Origin of the sequence: Mesorhizobium sp. M1D.F.Ca.ET.043.01.1.1, from assembly GCF_003952385.1 — a bacterium.
Lineage (GTDB): Bacteria > Pseudomonadota > Alphaproteobacteria > Rhizobiales > Rhizobiaceae > Mesorhizobium.
On record NZ_CP034444.1, the window covers coordinates 972,107 to 994,983 of the forward strand.

General features: G+C 64.8%; 20 protein-coding genes. 11 read left to right on the top strand and 9 right to left on the bottom strand.

Annotated features, from left to right (window positions below):
• Positions 1-117: 117 nt before the first annotated feature.
• Positions 118-567 carry a DNA polymerase III subunit chi gene (locus tag EJ067_RS05100; protein WP_126084960.1) on the bottom strand — a complete coding sequence of 150 codons (450 nt, stop codon included), beginning with the start codon at positions 565-567 and terminating at the stop codon, positions 118-120.
• Positions 568-577: 10 nt separating this feature from the next.
• Positions 578-2,119 (bottom strand): leucyl aminopeptidase, encoded by a 1,542-nt coding sequence (locus tag EJ067_RS05105; protein WP_126084961.1) that lies wholly within the window; start codon positions 2,117-2,119, stop codon positions 578-580.
• Positions 2,120-2,470: 351 nt separating this feature from the next.
• Here EJ067_RS05105 and lptF point away from each other — a divergent pair, with 351 nt between their 5' ends.
• The 6 genes from lptF to rsmA all read left to right on the top strand — a co-directional run bounded on the left by lptF (position 2,471) and on the right by rsmA (position 10,382).
• Complete coding sequence (gene lptF / locus EJ067_RS05110; protein ID WP_126084962.1) at positions 2,471-3,670, top strand: LPS export ABC transporter permease LptF; 1,200 nt, start codon at positions 2,471-2,473, stop codon at positions 3,668-3,670.
• Complete coding sequence (lptG, locus tag EJ067_RS05115; RefSeq protein WP_189510707.1) at positions 3,670-4,755, top strand: LPS export ABC transporter permease LptG; 1,086 nt, start codon at positions 3,670-3,672, stop codon at positions 4,753-4,755. Before lptF ends, lptG begins: the two co-directional genes overlap by 1 nt.
• Positions 4,755-7,169 (top strand): LPS-assembly protein LptD, encoded by a 2,415-nt coding sequence (locus EJ067_RS05120; RefSeq protein ID WP_189510412.1) that lies wholly within the window; start codon positions 4,755-4,757, stop codon positions 7,167-7,169. The genes lptG and EJ067_RS05120 overlap by 1 nt, the downstream gene beginning before the upstream one ends.
• A gap of 214 nt (positions 7,170-7,383) precedes the next feature.
• Positions 7,384-8,310: a peptidylprolyl isomerase gene (locus EJ067_RS05125; RefSeq protein WP_126084965.1), complete on the top strand. Its 927-nt coding sequence runs from the start codon at positions 7,384-7,386 to the stop codon at positions 8,308-8,310.
• 181 nt (positions 8,311-8,491) lie between these two features.
• A complete protein-coding gene (pdxA, locus tag EJ067_RS05130; protein WP_126084966.1) occupies positions 8,492-9,526 on the top strand; it encodes a 4-hydroxythreonine-4-phosphate dehydrogenase PdxA in 1,035 nt (344 codons plus the stop codon).
• A 22-nt stretch (positions 9,527-9,548) separates the two neighbouring features.
• On the top strand, positions 9,549-10,382 hold the full coding sequence (gene rsmA / locus EJ067_RS05135; protein ID WP_126089502.1) for a 16S rRNA (adenine(1518)-N(6)/adenine(1519)-N(6))-dimethyltransferase RsmA: 834 nt from the start codon (positions 9,549-9,551) through the stop codon (positions 10,380-10,382).
• A 47-nt stretch (positions 10,383-10,429) separates the two neighbouring features.
• Here the strand turns inward: rsmA and gmk are convergent, their stop codons facing one another.
• From gmk to fabD, 7 genes are all read right to left on the bottom strand, one after another.
• The gene (gmk, locus tag EJ067_RS05140) at positions 10,430-11,104 is read right to left on the bottom strand and encodes a guanylate kinase (protein ID WP_126084967.1); all 675 of its coding nucleotides are present in this window, start codon (positions 11,102-11,104) and stop codon (positions 10,430-10,432) included.
• A gap of 5 nt (positions 11,105-11,109) precedes the next feature.
• Positions 11,110-12,000 (bottom strand): YicC/YloC family endoribonuclease, encoded by an 891-nt coding sequence (locus EJ067_RS05145; protein WP_126084968.1) that lies wholly within the window; start codon positions 11,998-12,000, stop codon positions 11,110-11,112.
• Positions 12,001-12,154: 154 nt separating this feature from the next.
• Positions 12,155-13,402 carry an endolytic transglycosylase MltG gene (mltG, locus tag EJ067_RS05150; protein WP_126084969.1) on the bottom strand — a complete coding sequence of 416 codons (1,248 nt, stop codon included), beginning with the start codon at positions 13,400-13,402 and terminating at the stop codon, positions 12,155-12,157.
• Positions 13,403-13,505: 103 nt separating this feature from the next.
• Complete coding sequence (fabF, locus tag EJ067_RS05155) at positions 13,506-14,768, bottom strand: beta-ketoacyl-ACP synthase II (protein ID WP_126084970.1); 1,263 nt, start codon at positions 14,766-14,768, stop codon at positions 13,506-13,508.
• A 34-nt stretch (positions 14,769-14,802) separates the two neighbouring features.
• Complete coding sequence (locus EJ067_RS05160; protein WP_006203723.1) at positions 14,803-15,039, bottom strand: acyl carrier protein; 237 nt, start codon at positions 15,037-15,039, stop codon at positions 14,803-14,805.
• A gap of 197 nt (positions 15,040-15,236) precedes the next feature.
• Complete coding sequence (fabG, locus tag EJ067_RS05165) at positions 15,237-15,974, bottom strand: 3-oxoacyl-[acyl-carrier-protein] reductase (protein ID WP_126084971.1); 738 nt, start codon at positions 15,972-15,974, stop codon at positions 15,237-15,239.
• A gap of 308 nt (positions 15,975-16,282) precedes the next feature.
• The gene (fabD, locus tag EJ067_RS05175; RefSeq protein ID WP_126084972.1) at positions 16,283-17,236 is read right to left on the bottom strand and encodes an ACP S-malonyltransferase; all 954 of its coding nucleotides are present in this window, start codon (positions 17,234-17,236) and stop codon (positions 16,283-16,285) included.
• A gap of 258 nt (positions 17,237-17,494) precedes the next feature.
• Here fabD and EJ067_RS05180 point away from each other — a divergent pair, with 258 nt between their 5' ends.
• The 5 genes from EJ067_RS05180 to EJ067_RS05200 all read left to right on the top strand — a co-directional run bounded on the left by EJ067_RS05180 (position 17,495) and on the right by EJ067_RS05200 (position 22,840).
• A complete protein-coding gene (locus tag EJ067_RS05180) occupies positions 17,495-19,441 on the top strand; it encodes an LTA synthase family protein (protein WP_126084973.1) in 1,947 nt (648 codons plus the stop codon).
• Between the two features lie 326 nt (positions 19,442-19,767).
• Positions 19,768-20,262, top strand: a complete 495-nt coding sequence (rpsF, locus tag EJ067_RS05185) for a 30S ribosomal protein S6 (RefSeq protein WP_066995640.1) — start codon at positions 19,768-19,770, stop codon at positions 20,260-20,262.
• Positions 20,262-20,510: a 30S ribosomal protein S18 gene (gene rpsR / locus EJ067_RS05190; protein WP_006203718.1), complete on the top strand. Its 249-nt coding sequence runs from the start codon at positions 20,262-20,264 to the stop codon at positions 20,508-20,510. The genes rpsF and rpsR overlap by 1 nt, the downstream gene beginning before the upstream one ends.
• A gap of 212 nt (positions 20,511-20,722) precedes the next feature.
• The gene (rplI, locus tag EJ067_RS05195; RefSeq protein ID WP_126084974.1) at positions 20,723-21,307 is read left to right on the top strand and encodes a 50S ribosomal protein L9; all 585 of its coding nucleotides are present in this window, start codon (positions 20,723-20,725) and stop codon (positions 21,305-21,307) included.
• Positions 21,308-21,553: 246 nt separating this feature from the next.
• Entirely contained in the window at positions 21,554-22,840 is a 1,287-nt protein-coding gene (locus EJ067_RS05200) for a cyclopropane-fatty-acyl-phospholipid synthase family protein (RefSeq protein ID WP_126084975.1), read from the top strand.
• Positions 22,841-22,877 lie beyond the last annotated feature (37 nt).

A 22,877-nucleotide genomic window follows, 5' to 3' on the forward strand; every position in this document is an offset into this window, starting at 1 on the left:
AATCTGCTGTAAGTATACTTTGCGGGGGTGATATCGCAGGCCAGATTCACCGGCAGGTAAAAGACCTCCCGCCTGGCACGAAAATCAACAAAGTGACGATCGGCGACCGCTAAGACCTCAGGCCTTGCGTTCCCACCGCCGGTCGGGCGTCTGCTGCCAGTAAGTGACGGCGTGGCCGGCTTCCTTCATCGTCTTCCAGTGGCCGCGCGCGCCTTCGAGCTGTGCCGCGTCATGGCCGTCGAACAGAAAGACGGCGCGCTCGTAGCCGGAAAGCTCGGGCGGCACGGCGCCGTCGACGAGGAAGCGGATCTGCGCGGCATTGGGATTGCCCTCGCCCGTGGTGAGCAGGACCGGCTGCTCGGCCGGATAGGCCTCGCGGTCGGTGGCATGCGCCAGGAAGGAATCGTCGCGGAAAATCCACAGATGCTGGTCGAGCGCGTCGCGCCGCTCCTCGGTTCCGGTCTGCACCACCGCGCGCCAGCCGCGCTCCACGCTGCGCTCGAGCAGGCCCGGCAGCGCCTCCTCGAGCGTCGATTCCGTCAAATGGTAGAAGAGGATGTCGGCCATCCTTCGAAGCCTACCCCTCGTAGTGGTCGCGCACCAGCCGGTCGAGCAGGCGCACGCCGAAGCCGGAGCCCCAGGACTGGTTGATCTCGCTCGCCGGCCCGCCCATCGCGGTGCCGGCGATGTCGAGATGCGCCCAGGGCGTGTCCTTGACAAAACGCTGCAGGAATTGCGCGGCGATGATGGCGCCGCCATAGCGGCCGCCGATGTTCTTCATGTCGGCGTTCTTGGAATCGATCAGCTTGTCGTATTCGGCGCCGAGCGGCATGCGCCACAGCCGCTCCTGCGTCGCCTGGCCGGCGCCGGTCAGCCTGACTGCCAGCTCGTCATTGTTGGAGAACAGGCCGGCATAGTGCTGACCGAGCGCGACCATGATGGCGCCGGTGAGCGTCGCCAGGTTGACCATGAATTTCGGCTTGAAGCGATCATTGGCGTACCAGAGCGCATCGGCCAGCACCAGGCGCCCTTCCGCGTCGGTGTTGAGCACCTCGATGGTCTGGCCCGACATCGAGGTGACGATGTCGCCGGGCCGTTGCGCGTGGCCGTCGACGGCGTTCTCGACAAGGCCGATGACGCCTACGACATTGGCCTTGGCCTTGCGCGCGGCCAGCGCGTGGATCAGCCCGGTGACGGCGGCGGCACCGCCCATGTCACCCTTCATGTCCTCCATGCCCGAGGCCGGCTTCATCGAATTGCCGCCGGTGTCGAAGGTGACGCCCTTGCCGATGAAGGCGATCGGCGCGTCCTTGGCCTTGCCGCCCTTCCATTGCATGACGGCCATGCGGGCACCGCGCGGCGAGCCCTGCGCGACGCCGAGCAGCGAACCCATGCCGAGCTTCTTCATCTCCTTCTCGGTGAGAACGTCGACCTCGACGCCGAGGGCTTCCAGCTCCTTCGCGCGCGCGGCAAACTCCACCGGTCCAAGCGCATTGGCCGGCTCGTTGACGAGATCGCGCGCAAGCAGCACGCCGTCGATAACGGCCTCTTCACCGGCGAAGGCCTTCCTGGCGGCGGTCGGGTCGGCGCAGTGGATGGTTATCTTGGCCGGCTTCGCCGCTTCCGCCTTTTTGGTCTCCGACGCCTTGGCGTCGGCCCCGTTGGCGTTTGATTGGCCTTCGTCCTTGTCCTTCCTGGTCTTGTATTTGTCGAAGCCGTAGCTGCGCAGGAGGATGCCTGCGGCAAGGTTCGCCGCCTGCCGGCCGTCCGGCTGGAACTCGGGCATGTCGAGGATCACAGCGACTTCCGCAGTCTTGCGCAGCGCGGCAGCAACCGCGCCGCCGAGCTTCAGCCAGGCGTAGTCGTCGAGGCTTGCGACCTTGCCGGCGCCGATCGCCACCAGCCGGTCGACAGACGTTCCTTCCGGCGCCAGCACCTCCACCGTGCCGGCGAACTTGCCGGAGAAATCGGCGACCGGAAACGCGCGCGCCAACGCGCCGGCCGGGTCGCAGACCTTCGCTGCATCGCCAAGGCCACCGCCCTCGGCCGCAAGCACGAAGACGCTGCCTTTTTTGGGCGCGGCGAATTTAGCGAAGGCAATCGAAGGTCTCGAAGTCATCAGATCCTGCTTTCGGGGTGAGGCGCCGCGAACCGGCTTTCAAAGCGTGCGCGACATTTGGTCGTTTTCGGCCATTTGGCAAGACTTTGGCCGAAATCGCCGTCTATATCAGCGCTGCAACCACCGAAGGATTCGTCGCGGCAAGACATAAGCTTCGTGCCGCAACCTATTGTTAACCATCAATGTTCTGCATTTCTTATCCATTGACGCGGACACTCCGCCGCGCCGGGGGCGCATGGCGTGGAGCGACAAACCAGATGAGCCGCCCATGGACCCGGTTGTACGAGCGTCGGCGGATGACTACCTTGTCGGCGGGCATGATGCCGTTCGGCACAATCGAGAAAAGCCTTCATGAAGGTCGTTGAACGCTACATCATGCGTCGCACCACCGCTATGTTCGTGGCGGCGCTGGTTTGGACACTGGCGATCGTGTGGACAACGCAGGTGCTCGCCAAGATCGACCTCGTCACCGACAGCGGCCAGTCGGCGCTGACCTTCTTCGAAGTCGCAGCCCTAATCATCCCCTCGATCATTCCGATCGTAGTACCGTTCGCGCTGGTGGTCGCGGTGGCGCAGACGCTGAGCGCCATGAACACGGATTCGGAGCTCGCGGTGATCAACGCCGCCGGCGCCTCGCGCTGGACGATCGCGCGGCCGATCCTCTTGCTGGCGCTGGCGGCCAGCGTCTTTTCCTTCGCCGTCGACAACGGCGTCGATCCCTACGCCAGGCAGAAGAACCGGCAGCTGGTGGCGGCCTCGCGCGCCGACCTTCTGTCGCTCATCATCCAGGAAGGCACGTTCCGCAAAATCGACGACGGCCTGTTCCTGCAAATCGGCGAGCGGCTCCCCGACAACAGGCTCGGCGGCATCTTCGTCGCTGATTCGCGCGAGGAAGGCGCCAACCTCACCTATTATGCCAAGACCGGCAGCATCGTCGAAAAAGGCGACGAGAAGGTGCTGATGATGAATGACGGCGTCATCAACCGCAAATCGGTGACCGGCGACCTCTCCGTCATCCGCTTCACCTCCTACGCCTTCGACCTGTCGGCCTTCATGTCGGCGGCGAACGAGATCACGCTGCTGCCCAAGGACCGGACGACGTCATACCTGCTCAACCCGGATCCCAACGACAAGATGTACCAGCGCCAGCCCGGCAGCTACACGGCCGAGCTCAATCAGCGCTTCTCCGAATGGTCCTATTCGCTGGTCTTCGCGCTGATCGCGCTTGCCGTCGCAGGCGACGCGCGCTCGCACCGCGAGGCGCGCATCCATCCGCTGATCACCGCGATCGCAATCGCCCTTTTCGTGCGCTGGCTTGGCTTCTTCGCCGCCGGCAAGGCCGACAAGGTCTGGTATTACGCCTATATGGTCTACGCGGTGCCGATCATGGCGTCGGCGGTCTCCGTCTGGTTCATCGTCTCCTCGCGGAGCATGGAACTGCCCACCGCCTGGGCCGACTGGATGACGAATCTCGCCGGCCGCGTCAGCGAGGGCTGGACCGCGCTCAAGCTGTGGTTCGCTCGGCGCGGCACCTCCGGCCAGGGAGCCTGATCATGGGCTGGACGCTGGGCCGCTATTTCTTCTTTCGCTATGTGACGATCACGGTCTGGTTCTTTCTGGGCCTGCTGGCGCTGGTGTTCCTGATCGATTTCACCGAGCTTTCGGGCCGCACGACCGGACTACCGGGCTTCACCTACGGCACCGCCTTCGCCATATCGGCGCTGAGGATGCCGATGATCATGCTGCAGACGGTGCCGTTCGTCGGGCTGTTCTCGGCGATGGCGACGCTGGTGTCGCTCAACCGCCGCTACGAGCTGGTCATCGCGCGCTCGGCCGGCGTTTCGGCCTGGCAGTTTCTCTTCCCTTGCTGCGTCGGCGCGCTGATGTTCGGCCTGCTGTCGGTCGGGGTGCTCAACCCGATCGCCGCGCACGGCTTTTCCTGGTCCGAGCAGATGGAAAACCAACTCAGGGCCGGCAAGTCGAACGCCGTCCCGGCGGACACGACGCCGTGGCTTAGGCAAAAGACCAGCTCCGGCGACACCATCATCGGCGCCCGCGCCATCCTCAACCAGGGGCTGGAGATGGCGGACGCGGTGTTCTTCGTCCTCGACCAGCAGGGCAATATCGTCGAGCGCAAGGACGCCGCGCGCGCCTTCCTGCGCGACGGCTACTGGGAATTGCAGGACGTCAAGGTGTTGAAGGACGGCGTCATCCGTCCCGAGGCTTCCGACCGCGTGCCAACCAACCTCAAGCCGGAATTCGTGCAGGAACGCCTGGCGCGCCCGGAAACCATCCCGTTTTACGAGCTGCCGGCCAAGATCGAGGTTGCCCGCTCCTTCGGGCTGAAGGCAAATGCCTTCGCCATGCAGTTTGATTCGCTGGTGGCGCTGCCGTTCCTCCTCGTCGCCATGACGCTGATTGCGGCAACAGTTTCAATGCGATTTGCGCGGATGGGGCAGTCGGCGACGATGATTCTGGGTGGCGTCCTGGCCGGCTTTCTGCTTTATGTCGTTTCGGTACTGGTCAAGGCATTCGGGGTCGCCGGATTCGTGCCTACAATGGTGGCTGCATGGGTTCCGGTTGTCGTGGCTATGTTCTTCGGGGTGACTTTTCTGCTATACAAGGAAGACGGCTAGTGAGGGAGGCTGGTTTGCGCAGCCATAGGCAGGCCGGTTTGGCACGCCTTTATGGGGCGACAGCTTTGGCATGTCTGTTTGCTTGCGTGGTGCCATCGGTACCGGCGCTGGCGCAGACCATCACGGCGAAGCCGGTTCCCTCCGGCACGCAGATGCTGCTAGCCGCCGATACGCTCGTCTATGACAACGACAAGCACACGGTGACCGCCGTCGGCGGCGTCCAGATCGACTATGGCGGCAACAAGCTTGTCGCCCAGCGCGTGGTGTACAATCGCGACACCAAGCGCCTGGTCGCCAGCGGCGCGGTCGAGCTCATCAACAGCGACGGCACCAAGATCAATTCCGACCATATCGACATCACCGACGACTTCGCGGACGGTTTCGTCAACGCGCTGCGGGTCGAGACGGTCGAGAAGGCTTATTTCGCCGCCGAGAGCGGCGAGCGCATGGGCGGTGTGCTGACGACGTTCCACAACGGCATCTACACCGCTTGCGAGCCCTGCGAGGACAAGCCCGATTCGGCGCCGACATGGCGCGTCAAGGCGAGAAAGATCATCTGGAACGGCGAAAAGAAGACGGTTCGCTTCGAGAATGCGAATTTCGAGTTCTTCGGCTTCCCCCTCGCCTACCTGCCAGCCTTCGAGATTGCCGACCCGACGGTCAAGCGCAAGAGCGGCTTCCTGATCCCCGGCATCGTCTACAACAACCACCTCGGCGTCGGTCTCAAGGTTCCCTATTATTTCGCGCTCTCGCCGACCTATGACCTGACCGTCACCGGCAGCGGCTACACCAAGCAGGGCTTCCTCGGCGAGGCCGAATGGCGCCAACGCTTCAACAATGGCGAATACAGCCTGAAGATCGCCGGCATCAATCAGCAGGATCCCGACGCCTTCATCGGCACGGGCAATCGCTTCACCGTCGATTCGGGAGAGCCCAACGACCCCAACAAGTTCCGCGGCATGATGGGCACCAAGGGTCAGTTCGCCATCAACGAGCGCTGGAACTTCGGCTGGGACGTGCTGCTGCAGACCGACAAGAATTTCTCGCGCACCTACAACATCGACGGCTACAACGACCTCGTCCACCAGTCGTCGATCTATCTGACGGGCCTGAGCGACCGCAATTATTTCGACATCAGGGCAATGCGCTTCGAAGTGCAGGAAGACACGCTGTCCAGCGACCCGACGGCGCGTTCCGCCAAGCAGCCCTGGGTGCTGCCGTCCTTCGACTACGCCTATATCCCCGACATGTCGGTGGCAGGCGGCCAGTTGTCGCTCAACGTCAACGCGCGCGTCATCAGCCGCGACCGGCTGGACGCTGTGCTGGCCGACAGCGGCGATACGAATTCCATCAACAACGTGCGCGGCCTCGAGGGCCAGTCCAGCCGACTGACGGCGGAAGCCGAATGGAAGCGCACCTTCACCACCGATGGCGGCCTGCAACTGACGCCGCTGCTCGCGCTGCGCGGCGACACCGGATACAGCTCCGAGACCGCCGCCTCGCTGGTCGCCGTCAACCAGATGGCGTCGAATCTGGGCGAAGCCGTCGACATGCGCTCCTCGCTCGCCCGCTACATGGCCACGCTCGGCCTGGAGGCGCGCTGGCCGCTCTTGTTCTCGATGCCGAACTCCAGCCACGTACTGGAGCCGACGGCGCAGATCTTCGTGCGCCCGAACGAGCAATATGTCGGTGGCCTCGCCATTCCGAATGAAGACGCGCAGAGCTTCGTCTTCGACGCAACCACGCTGTTCGAGCGCGACAAGTTCTCCGGCTACGACCGCATCGAAGGCGGCACGCGCGCCAATGTCGGCTTCCGCTATTCGGGCGCCTATGAAAGCGGCTGGGGCACCGACGCCATCTTCGGCCAGTCCTATCAGTTGGGCGGCGAGAACTCCTTCGACGCTCCGGACCTTGTCAATGTCGGCGCCTATTCGGGCCTGCAGACGGCGACATCCGACTATGTCGGCCTTGTCGGCTTCAACAGCCCAAGCGGTTTCTCGGGCTCGCTCAGCGGCCGTTTCGACGAGCAGACCTTCGAGGTCAGGCGCGCGGAGATCAAGGCCGCCTATTCCGGCCTGCCGGTTTCGCTCAGCGCCAAATATGCCTTCATCCAGGCGCAGCCGCTCTATGGCTTTGCCACGGATCGCCACGAGGTCACGCTCGGCGCCTCGACGCATCTGGCCGAGAACTGGCGGGTCTTCGGCACCGGCACCTACGATCTCCAGACAAGCGTTCTGGTCAAGGATGGCGTCGGCTTCGCCTACAACGATTCCTGCTTCACCTATGTGATGACGTTCTCGCAGACGCGCGATACGGTCACCAAGGAGGTGTCGCAGAATATCGGTTTCAACCTGTCGTTCCGCACGCTCGGCGATTTCGGCTCGTCGACCGCCGCTGTCGATACGATCCAGTAAGCGGCAGCCGCGGACCACGGCGTTGCGCGTCGGGCGCGGGCGATGCCATGAACCTTGATTTGGTGCATGATCGTTCGAAAATGCGGCCGATTCCCGGGGTCATGCACCGGCGACATTGTTTCGCCGCATAGGACGGGCATGGGGTCGACCACATAGCGCACGCGTTCGGAGGACGTGCGGCGCCGTCGTGGCGGATAGGAATTGGGAAGGTGAGATGAGGAAATACCTGTTTTCGGCAGGATTCGCGCTGCTGGTGGCGGCGACCTCGGTTTCGATCACGGCGATGACGCCGCCGGCATTCGCCAGCCAGATCAAATATGTCGTCAACAACATACCGATCACCACCGGCGACATCGCGCACCGCGCCGCATTTTTCAAACTGCAGCGCAAGAAGGGCGATGCGGCGCAGGAGATGATCGACCAGACGCTGCGCCTTGCCGAGGCCCGGCGGCTCGGCATCCGCATCACCGACCAGCAGGTCGATGCCGCTTATCAGCGTTTTGCCTCCAACAACAAGATGCCGCTGGCGAAGCTCGACGCCGTCATGGCCCAGTCGGGGGTCACCAAGGAGCATTTCAAGGAGTTCATCCGGGCGCAGATGGCCTGGAACCAGGCCCTTGGCGCGCGCTACCGCTCCGGCGAGGGCGGCTCGGTGACCGAGCAGGACGCGGTGCGCCGCATGCTCGACAAAGGCGGTTCCAAGCCGTCCGCCATGGAGTATATGCTGCAGCAGGTCATCTTCGTGGTGCCTGCTTCCGAGCGCGCCGCGACGCTCGCCAAGCGCAAGCGCGAGGCCGACGCCATGCGCGCCCGCTTCAACGGCTGCAACACCACGCGCGAATTCGCCAAGGGACTGCTCGACGTCACGGTGCGGGATCTCGGCCGCGTGCTGGCGCCGCAATTGCCGTCGGATTGGGCCGAGCAGATCAAGGCGACCAAGGTCGGCGGCGCGACGCCGACGCGCGAGACCGAACGCGGCGTCGAGTTCATCGGCATCTGCTCCTCGCGCGAGGTTTCCGACGACAAGGCCGCCCAGATGGTGTTCCAGGCCGAAGGCGGCAGCAACGACAAGGACGCCGACGAGCTCAGCAAGAAATATGTCGAGGAACTGCGCAAAAAGGCCAACATCGTCGAGCGCTAAAGCGCGTCGCGATCTTTCAGATTCGCTCCGTGTGCTTTAGTTTTTTGATTTACGCATGTCTTTGTCCCGAAACCGGTTCCCACTTTCGGGAGACATGCTTTAGGGCGTTTCGCCGCATGACAGGACACAGCTCGAGCCTTCCGCCCTGCCCCGAAGCAGGCGCGGCGCCCCGCTGGACGCCATGAGCGCGCGCAGGACCGATGCGCCGCTGGCGCTCAGCGTCGGCGATCCGTCCGGCGTCGGACCGGAGATCGCCATCGCCGCCTGGCAGGCAGGCGACAGCGCCGGTGTGCCGCCTTTCTATCTGCTCGCCGACCCGGCCCTTGTTGCGGCGCGGGCGCGCGAAATCGGCGCAACGATAGCGATCGTGGAGACCTTGCCGGGGCAAGCGGCGCATCACTTTCCCGGCGCCCTGCCCATCGTTCCGCTCTACGCCCGCCATATCGACAGTCCCGGAAAGCCGAATCCGGCCAATGCCGCGGGCACCATCGAGGCGATCGACCGCGCCGTCGCCGACTGCCTCGCGGGACACGCCGCCGCGGTGGTCACCTGCCCCATCGCCAAGAAGCCGCTCTATGACGCCGGCTTCCGCTTTCCCGGCCACACCGAATACCTGGCGCATCTGGCCTCGCGCCATACCGGCGCCGAGGTGACACCGGTGATGCTGCTTGCCGGACCCGAATTGCGCACCGTTCCGGTCACCATCCACATCGCGCTTGCCGAGGTGCCGAGGGTGCTGACGAGCGAGCTGATCGTCAGCACGGCCCGCATCACGGCCGCCGACCTCCACAGCCGCTTCGGCGTCGCGCGGCCGAGGCTCGCCATTGCCGGTCTCAACCCGCATGCCGGCGAAGGCGGCGCAATGGGTTCGGAGGATCTTTCCATCGTGCAGCCGGCCGTCGAGGCGCTCAAGGCCGAGGGCATCGACGCTTTCGGGCCGCTGCCGGCCGACACCATGTTTCACCCGCTGGCACGCGCCGGTTATGACGCAGCGCTTTGCATGTATCACGACCAGGCGCTGATCCCGGCCAAGACGCTGGCCTTCGACGAGGCCGTCAACGTGACGCTCGGCCTGCCCTTCATCCGCACCTCGCCGGACCACGGCACGGCCTTCGACATCGCCGGCAAGGGCATCGCGCGCGCCGACAGCCTGATCGCTGCGCTGAGGCTCGCGCGCCGGCTGGCCGACAGCGGCCGCCAGGCCGCGGCCGCATGAGGCTTGATTGAGCGGGGGGCGCGTGACCATCGACGGATTGCCGCCGCTGCGCGAGGTGATCGAGCGGCACGGCCTGCAGGCGAAGAAGGCGCTCGGCCAGAATTTCCTGCTCGACCTCAACCTGACGAGCAAGATCGCGCGCACGGCCGGCGAGCTCGGCGAGGCGACGGTGATCGAGGTCGGCCCCGGCCCCGGCGGGCTGACCCGGGCGCTGCTCTTCAACGGTGCCAAGCGCGTGATCGCCATCGAGCGCGACGAGCGCTGCCTGGAAGCGCTGGCGGAGGTGTCCAGCCACTATCCCGGCCGCCTCGAGGTCATTCCCGGCGACGCGCTGAAGACGGATTTCGCCGCGCTTGCTAGCAAGGCCGATGGCAGCCCTGTGAAGATCGCCGCCAACCTGCCCTACAATATCGGCACGGAGCTTCTGATCCGCTGGCTGACGATGGCCGAATGGCCGCCTTTCTACCAATCGATGACGCTGATGTTCCAGCGCGAGGTGGCCGAGCGCATCACCGCCGGCCCGGGCAGCGACGCCTATGGCCGGCTCGGCGTGCTGGCCGGCTGGCGCACGGAAGCAAAGATCGCGTTCGACGTGCCTCCGCAGGCTTTCACGCCGCCGCCCAAGGTCACCTCCTCGGTGGTGCATCTGGTGCCGCGCGCCTCCCCCCTGCTCGCCGACGGCAAGCGGCTCGGCCGAGTCACAGAAGCCGCCTTCGGCCAGCGCCGCAAGATGCTGAGGCAAAGCGTGAAGAGCCTGGGCGGGGAAGCGCTGCTCACCCGCGCGGGCATCGATCCGACGCGCCGCGCCGAGACGCTCAGCGTCGAGGAATTCGTAAGGTTGACGAACGCGATTTGAGCTACGCCCTTCCCTTCTCGCCTTGCAAGGGGAGAAGGAGAGCTGCCTTACTCCGTCTTCTCGTCAAGCAACCCGGAGATGAAGTCGAACAGGCCCGGCCGGCGGTCGCGGCGCAGCCGTTCGGCGGTGACGATGGCACGGACCTCGGCGAAGGCGCGGTCGAGATCGTCGTTGACGATGACGAAGTCGTATTCCTTCCAATGCTCGATCTCGACGCGGGCATTCTTCAGCCTGGTCTCGATGACCTGCTCCTGATCCTCGGCGCGGCGCTTCAGGCGCGCTTTCAGCTCCTTCATCGAGGGCGGCAGGATGAAGATCGAGACGATGTCGGCGCGCATCTTCTCCTTGAGCTGCTGGGCGCCCTGCCAGTCGATGTCGAACAGCATGTCGCGGCCTTCGGCCAGCGCCGCCTCGGCCGGCTCGCGCGGCGTCGCATAGAAATTGCCGTGCACCTCGGCCCATTCCAGCAGCGCGTCGGAATCGCGCAGCCGTTCGAACTCGCGCATGGAGCGGAAATGGTAGTGGACGCCTTCGATCTCCGAGCCTCTGCGCGGCCTGGTGGTGACGGAAACTGACAGCTCCAGGCTGGAATCGCTTTCCAGAAGATTGCGCGCGATCGTGGACTTGCCGGCGCCCGACGGCGACGACAGCACCAGCATCAGCCCGCGGCGGCGGATGCGGGACCCCAAATCCCTGGCGGCCGTCGGCTCCTTGGCAACCATCCCCGTCACTCCAGATTCTGAACCTGTTCGCGAAACTGGTCGACCACCGCCTTGAGCTCCAGCCCGATCGCGGTGACCGCGGCAGCGTTCGACTTGGAGCACAAGGTATTCGATTCGCGATTAAATTCCTGCGCCAGAAAATCGAGCTTGCGGCCGACGGCGCCACCGCTGGAAAGCAGCGTGCGCGCGGAAGCGACATGCGTCTTCAGCCGGTCGATCTCCTCGCGGATGTCGGCCTTGGTGGCGAGGAAGGCCGCCTCCTGATGCAGCCGAACCGCGTCGAGATTGGCCGACGCGTCCATCAGCAGACCAACCTGTTCGGCGATGCGCTCGCGGATCGCCGCCGGCTCGCGCGAAGGGTCGGCCTCGGCCTTGAGTGTCAGCGCCTCGATGGCGGCGATATGGCCGGACAAAAGCGTGCGCAGCGCGGCGCCCTCGCTCTGCCTTGCCTGCTCCAGCCCGGCAAGCGCCGTGTCCAGCGCCGACAGGATCGCGGCGTCGAGGGCGGTTCTCTCCTCGTCGGCCTCGACGGCTTCCGGAATGTCGAGCACGCCGCGCAGCGCCAGCAGGCCGTCAGCCGTCGCGGGAGCGGTACCGAACTGCTCCTGGAGGCGCCTGGCCAGCCCCGCCAGATCCTTCAGAAACGCCTCGTTGACCACCGGCTGCGCCTGCTGGGCGGCGGCGCGGGCGACGGTCAGCGTCGCCTGGAAATTGCCGCGCGCGAAGCGCTTCTGCACGGTCTGCCGCACGAGGAGTTCCAGCCGGTCGAAGCCCTGCGGCAATCTCAGCCTGACCTCGACGCTCTTGCCGTTGACCGATTTCACTTCCCACGCGATCGAGGTGCCGTCGCGTTCAGCAACGGCTCGCGCGAAACCGGTCATACTCTGCACGTTCATGATGCGTGTCACCCCTGTCGCAGCCCGGGCGCGATTGCCTGAACATACGCCCCTTGCAAGACGCCGAACCTCTGGCCAGCGTCGGAAGTCCCCTCAAAACATGAATACGGCCCGGCGTCAAAGGAGGCGGGCCAGTTCCGGTAAAGGCCGCGGCCTACTGGGCGGCGTCGCCGCCCGCGTCGCCGTTCTCGCCGGCATCACCGGAATCGGGACCGGCATTGTCATCGGGAGCGGCCGGCGCCGTCGTCTGGCCCGAGGCCTTGGCGGCGGCGTCCGCCTGCTTCTTCTGCAGCGCCCGGTAGCGGGCGACATTCTGGTTGTGCTCGTCCAGCGTCGCGGCAAAGACATGGCCGCCATTGCCGTCGGCGACGAAATAGAGGTCGTCGGTCTTCGACGGATTGGCCACCGCCTCCAGCGCGGCGCGGCCCGGATTGGCGATCGGCGTCGGCGGCAGGCCCTTGATCAGATAGGTGTTGTAGGGCGTCTGCTTGTCGATGTCGGACTGGTAGATCGGACGGTCCGCCGGTTTACCCTTGCCGCCGAACAGGCCGTAGATGATGGTCGGGTCCGATTGCAGCCGCATGCCCTTGGCCAGCCGGTTGAGGAAGACGGCTGCGACCCGCGAGCGCTCGTCGCCCTTGCCCGTCTCCTTCTCGACGATCGAGGCCAGGATGACGAAGTCCTCCATGTTGGCGATCGGCAGGTCGGGCGCGCGATGCGCCCAGACGTCGTCGACCAGCTTCTTCTGATCGGCGACCAGCTTGTCGACCATCTGCTGCCGGGTGGCGCCACGGGTGAAGCGCAGCGTGTCGGTGGCGATGCTGCCCTCGGGCGGCATGGTCGCCGGCATGTCGCCGGTCAGCGCCTCCTGGTCGGCCACGCGCTGCAGCGCCTGCTCGACCGTCAGCCCCTCGGGGATGGTCAGCGAATACATCACCGACTTGCCGCTCTTGAACAGTTCCATGATGTCGCGCATCGAGGCGCGCGGCTTGATGGCGTATTCGCCGGCCTTCAGCGCGGAATCATTGCCGGTGGCGCGAACGCCCAGCCTGAAGATGCGGGCATCGCTGACCAGGCCGCGACGCTCCAGCTGGTCGGCGATCTCCTGCACGCCGGTGTTCGGCTTGACCATGAAGGTATCGCCATTGGCGGACGGGCCCGGCTCGACGAAGGCCTGCATGCCGAAATAAAGCGCAGCACCCGAGGCGAGCACGACCAGGATGACCATTGACAGGAAGAAATTCAGGAACACGACGACCTGGCTGCGCGACGCGCGCGAGCGCTTCGACGGCGGCGGCGTGCCGGCCTCGGGGCGCAACGCTTCGGCGGCTGTCTTGGGCACGATCGGTCCTTGCGTCTGACGCTGTCCGAATTCCCCACCGCCGCCCGGATTTGTATTCATGGCGCCCTGCCGTCTGATCTTGCAACGAATCCCCTAGCCGGAGCGTAGGGACAAATTTGGCAAAAATGACGGCAGGCGGCGGACCTGCCGGTGGGCTGAATGCTCAGCCATTGTAACGCTGGAAGACGAGCGAGGCGTTGGTGCCGCCGAAGCCGAAGGAGTTCGACAACGCCACATCGATCTGGCGCTGGCGCGGCTTGTTCGGCACGAGATCGATCGCCGTCTCGCGTTCCGGATTGTCGAGATTGATGGTGGCGGGGGCAATGTTGTCGCGGATGGCGAGGATGGAGAAGATCGCCTCCGCGGCGCCCGCGGCGCCCAGCAGATGACCGATCGACGACTTGGTCGACGACATCGAAATCTTGGAGGCGGCATTGCCGACCAGCCGCTCGACGGCGCCGAGCTCGATCGTGTCGGCCATGGTCGAGGTGCCATGCGCGTTGATGTAGTCGATATCGGCCGGCGCGAGTTTCGCCCGGTTCAGCGCCGCCGTCATGCAGCGGAAAGCGCCGTCGCCGTCCTCGGCCGGAGCGGTGATGTGATAGGCGTCGCCCGTCAGGCCATAGCCGGTGACCTCGGCGTAGATCCTGGCGCCGCGCGCCTTGGCGTGCTCGAGCTCTTCCAGGACGACGACGCCGGCGCCTTCGCCCATGACGAAGCCGTCGCGGTCGCGGTCATAGGGGCGCGAAGCGATCTCGGGCGTATCGTTGCGCTCTGTGGAGAGCGCGCGGCACGCCGCGAAACCTGCCATGGAAAGCCGCGTGATCGGCGCCTCGGCGCCGCCGGCCACCATGACGTCGGCATCGCCCCAGATAATCAGCCGCGCGGCATCGCCGATGGCGTGCGCGCCGGTCGAGCAGGCAGTGACGACAGCATGGTTCGGGCCTTTCAGCCCGTGCCGGATGGAAACCTGGCCGGAGACCAGATTGATGATCTGTCCGGGAATGAAGAACGGGCTGATGCGGCGCGGGCCGCGCTCCTTCAGGATCATCGCGTTCTCGGCGATGCCGTCGATGCCGCCGATGCCGGAACCGATCAGCACGCCCGTCGCGCACTGATCCTCATGCGTCTCGGGCTTCCAGCCAGAATCGGCCAGCGCCTCGTCGGCGGCCGCGATGCCGTAGAGGATGAAGTCGCCGATCTTGCGCAGCTCCTTCGGCTCGAGCACGGCCTCGGGATTGAAGGTGCCATTCGAACCGTCGCCGCGCGGAATGACGTGGGCGATCTTACAGGCAAGATCGTCCACCTCGAATTCGGTGATGCGGCGGGCGGCGCTTCGGCCGGAAAGCAGTTCCTTCCAGCTGTGCTCGACGCCCGTGCCGAACGGCGAAAGCAGGCCAAGGCCCGTGACGACGACTCGCCTCATCGCAGGTCCTCCCCGGTGATGCCCGTGGAAAGCCTCAGGCCGAGGCCTTGTCGATGTACTTCACGGCATCGCCGACGGTCAGGATGGTCTCGGCGGCGTCGTCCGGAATCTCGACGCCGAACTCTTCTTCGAACGCCATGACGAGTTCGACCGTGTCGAGGCTGTCCGCGCCCAGATCGTCGATGAAGCTCGCCTGCTCCGTCACTTTGTCGGCATCGACGCCGAGATGCTCGATGACGATCTTCTTGACGCGCTCTGCGGTGTCACTCATTTGGGGCCTCGTCTTACGTTGTGTTGTCTTCGTTAGCGGGCGGAATGCCGCTAATCAAGCTGAAAGATGGTCTTGTGGGAAACGCAACGCCACAGGACCGGTTTTTGCCCGAACCGCCGGGTTGCCGGCCGCATTACACGAAAAAAGCCGGGCGTCCAAGCCGAAATGGCTGTTTTCACAGCCGCCGACTTGGTCGATCAAATCATCGCCATGCCGCCGTTGACATGGATGGTCTGGCCGGTGACGTAGGCGGCTTCGTCCGAGGCGAGATAGGCGACCGCGGAAGCGACCTCGGCGCCGGTGCCCATGCGCCGGGTCGGAATCGCCGCCATGATCGCTTCCTTCTGCTTGTCGTTGAGCTTGTCGGTCATGGCCGATTCGATGAAGCCCGGAGCGACGCAGTTGACGGTGATGTTGCGGGTGGCGATTTCCTGTGCCAGCGACTTGGAAAAGCCGATCATGCCGGCCTTGGAGGCGCAGTAATTGGTCTGGCCGGGATTGCCGGTGACGCCGACCACCGAGGTGATGTTGATGATGCGGCCATGGCGGCGGCGCATCATCGGGTGCGTCAGCTCGCGGGTGAGGCGGAACACCGCGGTGAGGTTCACCTCCAGCACGGAATCCCAGTCGGCGTCCGACATGCGCACGAACAGCCCGTCCTTGGTGATGCCGGCATTGTTGACCAGGATGTCGACGCCCTCGAGATCGGCCTCGGCCTTCTGGCCGAGCGCCTTGACCGCGTCGCGGTTGGTCAGATCCGCCGGAAACAGCTTCACGCGTTCGCCCATCTCGCCGGCCAGCGCTTCAAGCTTCTCCACACGGGTGCCGTGCAGGCCGACGATGGCGCCCTGGCTGTGCAGCACCCTGGCGATCGCCTCGCCGATGCCTCCCGATGCGCCGGTGACGAGGGCCTTGCGGCCGGTCAGTTCGAACATTTCTTTAAACCTCTCTCTTCCGGACGCCCCGCTAGCGACCCTCGTTCTGTATTCGTCATGCCGTCTAGGCCATACCAGAAGTTCTCGGCGCTCACGACCGATTCTTCGCCGAGCCTAATCGGCTCCAGCACTTCCGCGGCTAGATAGTAGTCCTCAAGATCTTCAAGTCTGCGCCCAACGAAATCTCGCAGGCGTTGAGCATTGCTTCGACCCGTCTTCCGCGCCAGATCCTTTAGGGCGTTGCTCGATTTCGGGAGAAAGTCGATGTGGGCACGCCGCACCTGCGGATGAAATTGAAAAGCCCCTGCTTACCCCAGCGCCGCCAGCGCCGCCTCGACTTCCGCCGCCGTGCCGACGGCGCCGGTGGCGATGTCGCGGTTGATGCGCCGCGCCAGACCCGACAGAACCTTGCCGGCGCCGACTTCGTAAAGCGTCGAGACGCCGTTCTGGCCAAACCACTCCACTGTCTCGCGCCAGCGCACGCGGCCGGTGACTTGCTGGACAAGGCGGCGGGCGATCTCGTCCGGGTCGCTCGTCGGGGTCACGCTGATATTGGAGACGACCGGAATCACCGGCGCCTTCTTCGCCACCCCGGCCAGCGCCTCGCGCATGATCTCGGCCGCCGGCGCCATCAACGCCGAATGGAACGGGGCCGAGACCTGCAGCATCAGCGCCCGCTTGGCGCCCTTTTCCGTGCAGAGCTTCGCCGCCAGCTCGACGGCCGACTTGGCGCCGGAAATCACCAGCTGGCCGCCGCCATTGTCGTTGGCGACCTGGCAAACCGCCTCATTGGCGGAACCCTGTGCCGCTTCCGCGCAGGCGGCTTCGACATCGGCCTGCTCCAGCCCGATGATCGCCGCCATGGCGCCCTCGCCCGCAGGCACTGCCGCCTGCATGGCATTGCCACGGGTGCGCAGCAGCCGCGCGGCATCGGCGACCGAGACGAAGCCGCAGGCGGCAAGTGCTGAATATTCGCCGAGCGAATGGCCGGCGACGTAAGACACCTTGTCCCTCAACGAAAAGCCGCGCGCTTCCAGCGCCCGCAGCGCCGCAAGCGACACCGCCATCAGCGCCGGCTGCGCGTTGACCGTCAGCGTCAGCGTTTCCTCGGGTCCTTCCCAGATCAGCTTCGACAGCTTTTCGCCAAGCGCCTCGTCGATCTCCTCGAAGACGCGGCGCGCCTCAGGAAAGGCATCGGCGAGGTCCTTGCCCATGCCGACGGCCTGGCTGCCCTGTCCCGGAAAGGTGAATGCGACGGCCATCTTAGCGTCTCCAGCGGCTTGTTTTTCCCTGCCTCTGGCGCAAGGCGGACGGCCAAGTCAAGCCCGCTGTCGCCCGCTCAGCACCTATTTCGGCCGGAAAACCCTGCCGAGTTGCCTGTTCCAAAAGGCTTTTTGGCGATCACACCTGATGAAAACCGCTCACGAATCGTTTGCTGGCTCTTCTTATTTCCGCCACAGGCGCTAGCTTTGCGTGACATTTCGATGACAGTGGCGTGACGCGAGTGGAAGACGCGTAACATGGGCCGGGGAAGCAAAGTGGCTAGGATCAGGAAAGGCGCGGCCAAGCCCGCGCCGCAATTTTTGGAAGACGATCCGTCCACCGGCTATCTGCCGGGGCGGAGATGGCCGATTGTTCGCTACGGCCTCGCAACGCTGCTCGCCTCCGCCCTTCTGGTGTTCGCCATCGAATGGATCGTGCGCGGCGACTTCTTCGGCACGGTCGACTTCTTCCTGCAGCCCTTCAAGCCCGGCTGGACCACGATCATCGTCTTTGCGCTGGTGCTGATCGGGCTCGACGCCATACTCGGCCGCAGCCATCAGAGCCTGATGATCGTCGCGCCGCTGACCCTGGCATTGGCCTTTGTCGGTCACCAGAAATCGCACTATCTCGGCGATCCGCTCTATCCGACCGATTTCCTCTATGCCCGCCAGATCATGGCCTTGATGCCGCTTCTGGTGCGCGAGCGGCCCTGGACCGCAGTGATGCTCGGCGCGGCCATCGTCGCCAGCCTGACACTGCTCGTCTATGGCTGGCGGCTCTGGCGCCGGCGCGTGCCGATCCTCAGCCGCAAGGGACGGCTGGCGCGGCTGTCGCTGGCCGTGCCGCTGCTCGCCTTCTTCGTCTCGATCATGGACTACGCCACCTTCTCGTGGACGCGCGACAGGCTGCAGATCATCCCGATCATGTGGGACCAGAAGGAGAACTACGCCTCCAACGGCTTCGCGCTCGCCTTCGCGATGAACGTGCCGATGGCGCATGTCTCGGCGCCGCCCGGCTATGACGACAAGACGCTGGACGCGATCACCCGCCCGGAGGTTGCCGCCTCGGTGCCGGACCAGAAGCCCGACATCATCGTGGTGATGAGCGAATCCTTCTGGGATCCGACGGGGCTTCCCGGCGTCAGCATCAAGCCGGATCCGATCCCGACGGTGCGCGCGTTGCGCTCGGGCTCGATGTTCTCGCCGGAATTCGGCGGCATGACCGCCAATATCGAGTTCGAGGCGCTGACCGGCTTCTCCAACGCCTTCCTGCCGGCCGGCTCGATCCCCTACCAACAGTACGTGCGTACGCCGACGCCGTCGCTGGCGACCTTCCTGAAGAGCGAAGGTTATAGGGCGCGCGCCATCCACCCTGGCACCAACTGGTTCTGGAACCGAGGCGCCGTCTATGCCGATTTCGGCTTCAACGACTTCCGCTCGGAAGAAACGCTGCCGCCTCTGGAAAAACGCGGGCCGCTGGCTTCCGACGCGGCGATGACCGACGAGATCATCCGCGAGGCCGACGCCAGCGAGGACCCGGTGTTCCTGTTCGCGGTCAGCCTGCAGAACCACGGGCCCTACGAGCCCTACCGCTATTACAATCCAACCCATGCGGTCAACGCGCCGATCAGCACCTGGGCACGGGAATCGCTGCTCTCCTATGCAGAAGGCTCGGCCGATGCCGATCGCGGCCTGCAGCGCCTGATCGAGTGGGCGAAAAAGCGCGAGCGGCCGACCGTCGTCGCCTTCTTCGGCGACCATCTTCCGCCGCTCGGCCCCGTCTATGTCGAGACCGGCTTCCTCAAGGACAATGTCGCGCCACGCAAGGAGCCGACGCCAGAAGCCGCGCTCGAGCATCACGACACGCCGCTGATCATCTGGTCGAACCGCTCCGGCCCGGTAGAGAACCTGGGCTCGGTAAGCCCGGCCTTCCTGCCTTACCATATCCTCACCACGGCGGGGATTTCCCACCCCTACTACACCGGCTTCCTCGGCGCGCTGCGCGAACGCTACCGGGTGGTCGACCGCAACCTTTTGCTGTCGCGCTTTGGCGAGGCGACGCCCGAGTGGGCGAGACAAAAGAAAATCGATCCGCGGATCAACGATTTCCGGCTGATCCAGTACGACATGATGTTCGGCAAGCGCCGCGTCGCGCCCGACTTCTTCCCCGAAACGGTCGTCCCGCTCGTCGCGCATACGAGCTGAGCCTGTCACTATTTGCGCGAGCGCCGGAGATTTCCGGCCATGCGGCATCGTGGATTCGTCGTTCCTGTCTCCCGCCCTTGCCTTCCTGGCGAATTGCTGTATAGACGCCGGCAATCTGCCGGTCCTTGCTGGGGGCTGAACGGAGGGCCGTGGCTTTTCGAAGGCCACGTCATGAAGCCAGAAGCGCTTTTGGCCTCCCGTGTCTCCGCTCTCGACCGTCTCGCGATGCTCCTTTCTTCCCCGCTCCTTCGCGTTCGGGTCAGACAAGTTGCAGAGGCTTAGCCGCGAGGGCCGGTAAGAGAAACGAAGAAAGGCAGAAAAACATAATGGCTCTTTACGAACATGTGTTTCTTGCCCGGCAGGACCTGTCGCAGCAGCAGGTCGATGCGCTTGTCGAACAGTACAAGGGTGTCATCGCCGCCAATGGCGGATCGGTCGGCCGGATCGAGAACTGGGGACTGAAGTCCCTCACCTACCGGGTCAAGAAGAACCGGAAGGCTTACTACACGCTGATGGACATCAACTGCCCGCCGGCGGCGCTCAACGAAATGGAGCGTCAGATGGGCCTGTCCGAGGACGTCCTTCGCTTCCTGACCATCAAGGTCGAGGCGCATGAGGAAGGTCCCTCGGCGATGATGCAGAAGCGCGAGGAACGCTCCGAGCGAGGCGGCTTCGGCGACCGCGACCGCGGCGACCGTGGCCCGCGCTCGTTCGGCGACCGCGACCGCGGCGATCGTGGCCCGCGTTCGTTCGGCGACCGTGACGGCGGCGACCGTGGTCCGCGCCGTCCGCGCGAAAACGTTGAAGGGGGTGCAGAATAATGGTCGACATCAACCAGATCCCGACCCGGCGCCCGTTCCATCGCCGCCGCAAGACCTGCCCCTTCTCCGGCGCCAACGCCCCGAAGATCGACTACAAGGACGTGCGTCTCCTGCAGCGCTACATTTCCGAGCGCGGCAAGATCGTGCCCTCGCGCATCACCGCTGTCAGCCAGAAGAAGCAGCGCGAGCTCGCCAAGGCGATCAAGCGCGCCCGCTTCCTCGGCCTGCTGCCCTACGTGGTTCGCTGATATTCTCGAGCGGGCGGCTTGCCGCCCGCTTCTTCCCGGCCGTGACGGGCACGACCGGTTCGAGCATCAAATCCCGAGTTGGGGTCAAAAGCCCCTAACTGCCGCGACAGGCAGGACAGCGACACCGGCGGCAACGCCTCTTTGCTTCCTGACCTGTTCCGAACAATCGGCGCCGATCGCGCATCGGCTGCCCAGACGAAAGGAACGAAACCATGGAAGTCATTCTCCTCGAGCGCATTTCCCGCCTCGGCCAGATGGGCGACACCGTCAAGGTCAAGGACGGGTTCGCCCGCAACTTCCTGCTCCCGCAGGGCAAGGCGCTGCGCGCCAACGAAGCCAACAAGAAGAAGTTCGAGGGCCAGCGCGCCCAGCTCGAAGCCCGTAACCTCGAGCGCAAGTCGGAGGCCTCGCAGATCGCGGAGAAGCTCGACGGCAAGAGCTTCATCGTCGTGCGCTCGGCCGGCGAGACCGGTCAGCTCTACGGCTCGGTATCGACCCGCGACATCGCCGAACTGTTGACCGCGGAAGGCTTCACCGTCAGCCGCAACCAGATCGAGCTCAACCAGCCGATCAAGACCATCGGCCTCTCCAATGTGGCGATCGCGCTGCATCCGGAGGTCGAGGTCACCGTGACGCTCAACGTCGCCCGTTCGGCCGACGAGGCGGAGCGCCAGGCCAAGGGCGAGATGCTGACGACGGCCGAAGCCATCTATGGCGAAGACATCAACGACAACGCCCGGCCGGAGAACTTCTTCGACCCGAGCGCCGAGTTCGAAGGCGGCGAAGACAACGCCTGATCGACAACATCCTTGATCAACCCGGCCGAGGCCCAGTTCCGGCCGCTTCGTTGTTCAATCAATACTGGACTAACGCCCGGGTCTCCGACCCGGGCTTTTTTATGCCAATCGGAACTTTTCTAGTCCCTATATCTTGTTGCAGACTACAGCCTGGCGCGTCGATTGGACGCGGGCGATGCGCTGTGGCACTTTCGATTTGGCGTTCGGTCCGGCCGCCGGATGGTCCGTTCGAGGGGACATTTGGTCATGAATATCCTGTTGAAGCGCATTCTCGATCGCCTGGTGCGGGTCGGCAACCTCAAGGTTACAGGGCCCAAGGGCTCGGCCGTCACGTTCGGCGACGGCAGCGGCGAGCCGGTGCACATGCACATCAAGACCAGGCATGCCGAGCGCGCCATAAGCTTCGACCCGATGCTGGCAGTGCCGGAAGCCTATATGGACGGCGAGCTCGACATTCTCGAGGGCGGCGTGCTTGGCTTGATGCGCATCGCCTTCCAGAACATGGGCAGCGGCGGCATCGACGCGACCTGGTCGAAAGCGATCGAGGGCCTGCGCCACGCCTTCCGCCGACTGCAGCAGATCAATACAGCCTCGCGCTCGCGCCGCAACGTGCAGCGCCACTACGACCTGTCGGGCGAGCTCTACAAGCTCTTCCTCGACGAGGACATGCAGTATTCTTGCGCTTATTTCGAACAGCCCGACATGACGCTGGACGAAGCGCAGGTTGCCAAGAAGCGCCACATCGCAGCGAAGCTGCGGCTGAAGGCAGGCCAGACCGTGCTCGACATCGGCTCGGGCTGGGGCGGGCTCGGCCTTTATCTCGCCAAGGCTTTCGATGTCGACGTGCAGGGCGTGACGCTGTCGACCGAGCAGCACGGCGTCGCCACCGACCGCGCGCATGCGATGGGCCTGCAGGGCCGAGTGCATTTCGACCTCAAGGATTACCGCGCCCTCAACGAACGCTTCGACCGCATCGTCTCGGTCGGCATGTTCGAGCATGTCGGCGTCAACCACTACCGCACCTTCTTCGACAAGGCGGCGACGCTGCTGAAACCCGACGGCGTAATGCTGCTCCACACCATCGGCCGTTCCGGCGTGCCGTGGGCAACCAGCGCCTTCGTCCGCAAATACATCTTCCCCGGCGGCTACATCCCGGCGCTTTCCGAGGTGATGCCGGCGATCGAGAAATCCGGCCTGGTTGTCACCGATATCGAGGTGCTGCGCCTGCACTACGCAGAGACGCTCAAGCATTGGGGCCAGCGCTTTGCCGCCAATCGCGACAAGGCGAAGGCGATCTACGACGAGCGCTTCTGCCGCATGTGGGAGTTCTACCTCGCCGCCTCGGAAGCCGCCTTCCGCTGGCAGGACCTTGTCATCTTCCAATTCCAGATCGCCAAGAAGAACGACACGCTGCCGATGACGCGCGACTACATGGCCAAATGCGAGAAGGCGCTGGAGCTGCGCGATCTCGGCCATCAGGAGCCGGCGAAGCCTGCGGCCAAGCCAACGCGCAGACGGAAGGCGGTGGAGTAGAACCGCCACCGATTTGCCGCTTGCCATTGCGGCCTGA

Bases quoted from the DNA above. Each gene is read 5' to 3' on its own strand.
- rplI (WP_126084974.1), top strand. From the start codon at position 20,723: ATGGAAGTCATTCTCCTCGAGCGCATTTCCCGCCTCGGCCAGATGGGC.
- EJ067_RS05160 (WP_006203723.1), bottom strand. From the start codon at position 15,039: ATGAGTGACACCGCAGAGCGCGTCAAGAAGATCGTCATCGAGCATCTC.
- fabG (WP_126084971.1), bottom strand. From the start codon at position 15,974: ATGTTCGAACTGACCGGCCGCAAGGCCCTCGTCACCGGCGCATCGGGA.
- EJ067_RS05105 (WP_126084961.1), bottom strand. From the start codon at position 2,119: ATGACTTCGAGACCTTCGATTGCCTTCGCTAAATTCGCCGCGCCCAAA.
- rpsR (WP_006203718.1), top strand. From the start codon at position 20,262: ATGGTCGACATCAACCAGATCCCGACCCGGCGCCCGTTCCATCGCCGC.
- EJ067_RS05180 (WP_126084973.1), top strand. From the start codon at position 17,495: ATGGGCCGGGGAAGCAAAGTGGCTAGGATCAGGAAAGGCGCGGCCAAG.
- fabD (WP_126084972.1), bottom strand. From the start codon at position 17,236: ATGGCCGTCGCATTCACCTTTCCGGGACAGGGCAGCCAGGCCGTCGGC.
- mltG (WP_126084969.1), bottom strand. From the start codon at position 13,402: ATGAATACAAATCCGGGCGGCGGTGGGGAATTCGGACAGCGTCAGACG.
- lptF (WP_126084962.1), top strand. From the start codon at position 2,471: ATGAAGGTCGTTGAACGCTACATCATGCGTCGCACCACCGCTATGTTC.
- EJ067_RS05125 (WP_126084965.1), top strand. From the start codon at position 7,384: ATGAGGAAATACCTGTTTTCGGCAGGATTCGCGCTGCTGGTGGCGGCG.
- EJ067_RS05100 (WP_126084960.1), bottom strand. From the start codon at position 567: ATGGCCGACATCCTCTTCTACCATTTGACGGAATCGACGCTCGAGGAG.
- rpsF (WP_066995640.1), top strand. From the start codon at position 19,768: ATGGCTCTTTACGAACATGTGTTTCTTGCCCGGCAGGACCTGTCGCAG.
- EJ067_RS05200 (WP_126084975.1), top strand. From the start codon at position 21,554: ATGAATATCCTGTTGAAGCGCATTCTCGATCGCCTGGTGCGGGTCGGC.
- fabF (WP_126084970.1), bottom strand. From the start codon at position 14,768: ATGAGGCGAGTCGTCGTCACGGGCCTTGGCCTGCTTTCGCCGTTCGGC.
- pdxA (WP_126084966.1), top strand. From the start codon at position 8,492: ATGAGCGCGCGCAGGACCGATGCGCCGCTGGCGCTCAGCGTCGGCGAT.
- EJ067_RS05145 (WP_126084968.1), bottom strand. From the start codon at position 12,000: ATGAACGTGCAGAGTATGACCGGTTTCGCGCGAGCCGTTGCTGAACGC.
- gmk (WP_126084967.1), bottom strand. From the start codon at position 11,104: ATGGTTGCCAAGGAGCCGACGGCCGCCAGGGATTTGGGGTCCCGCATC.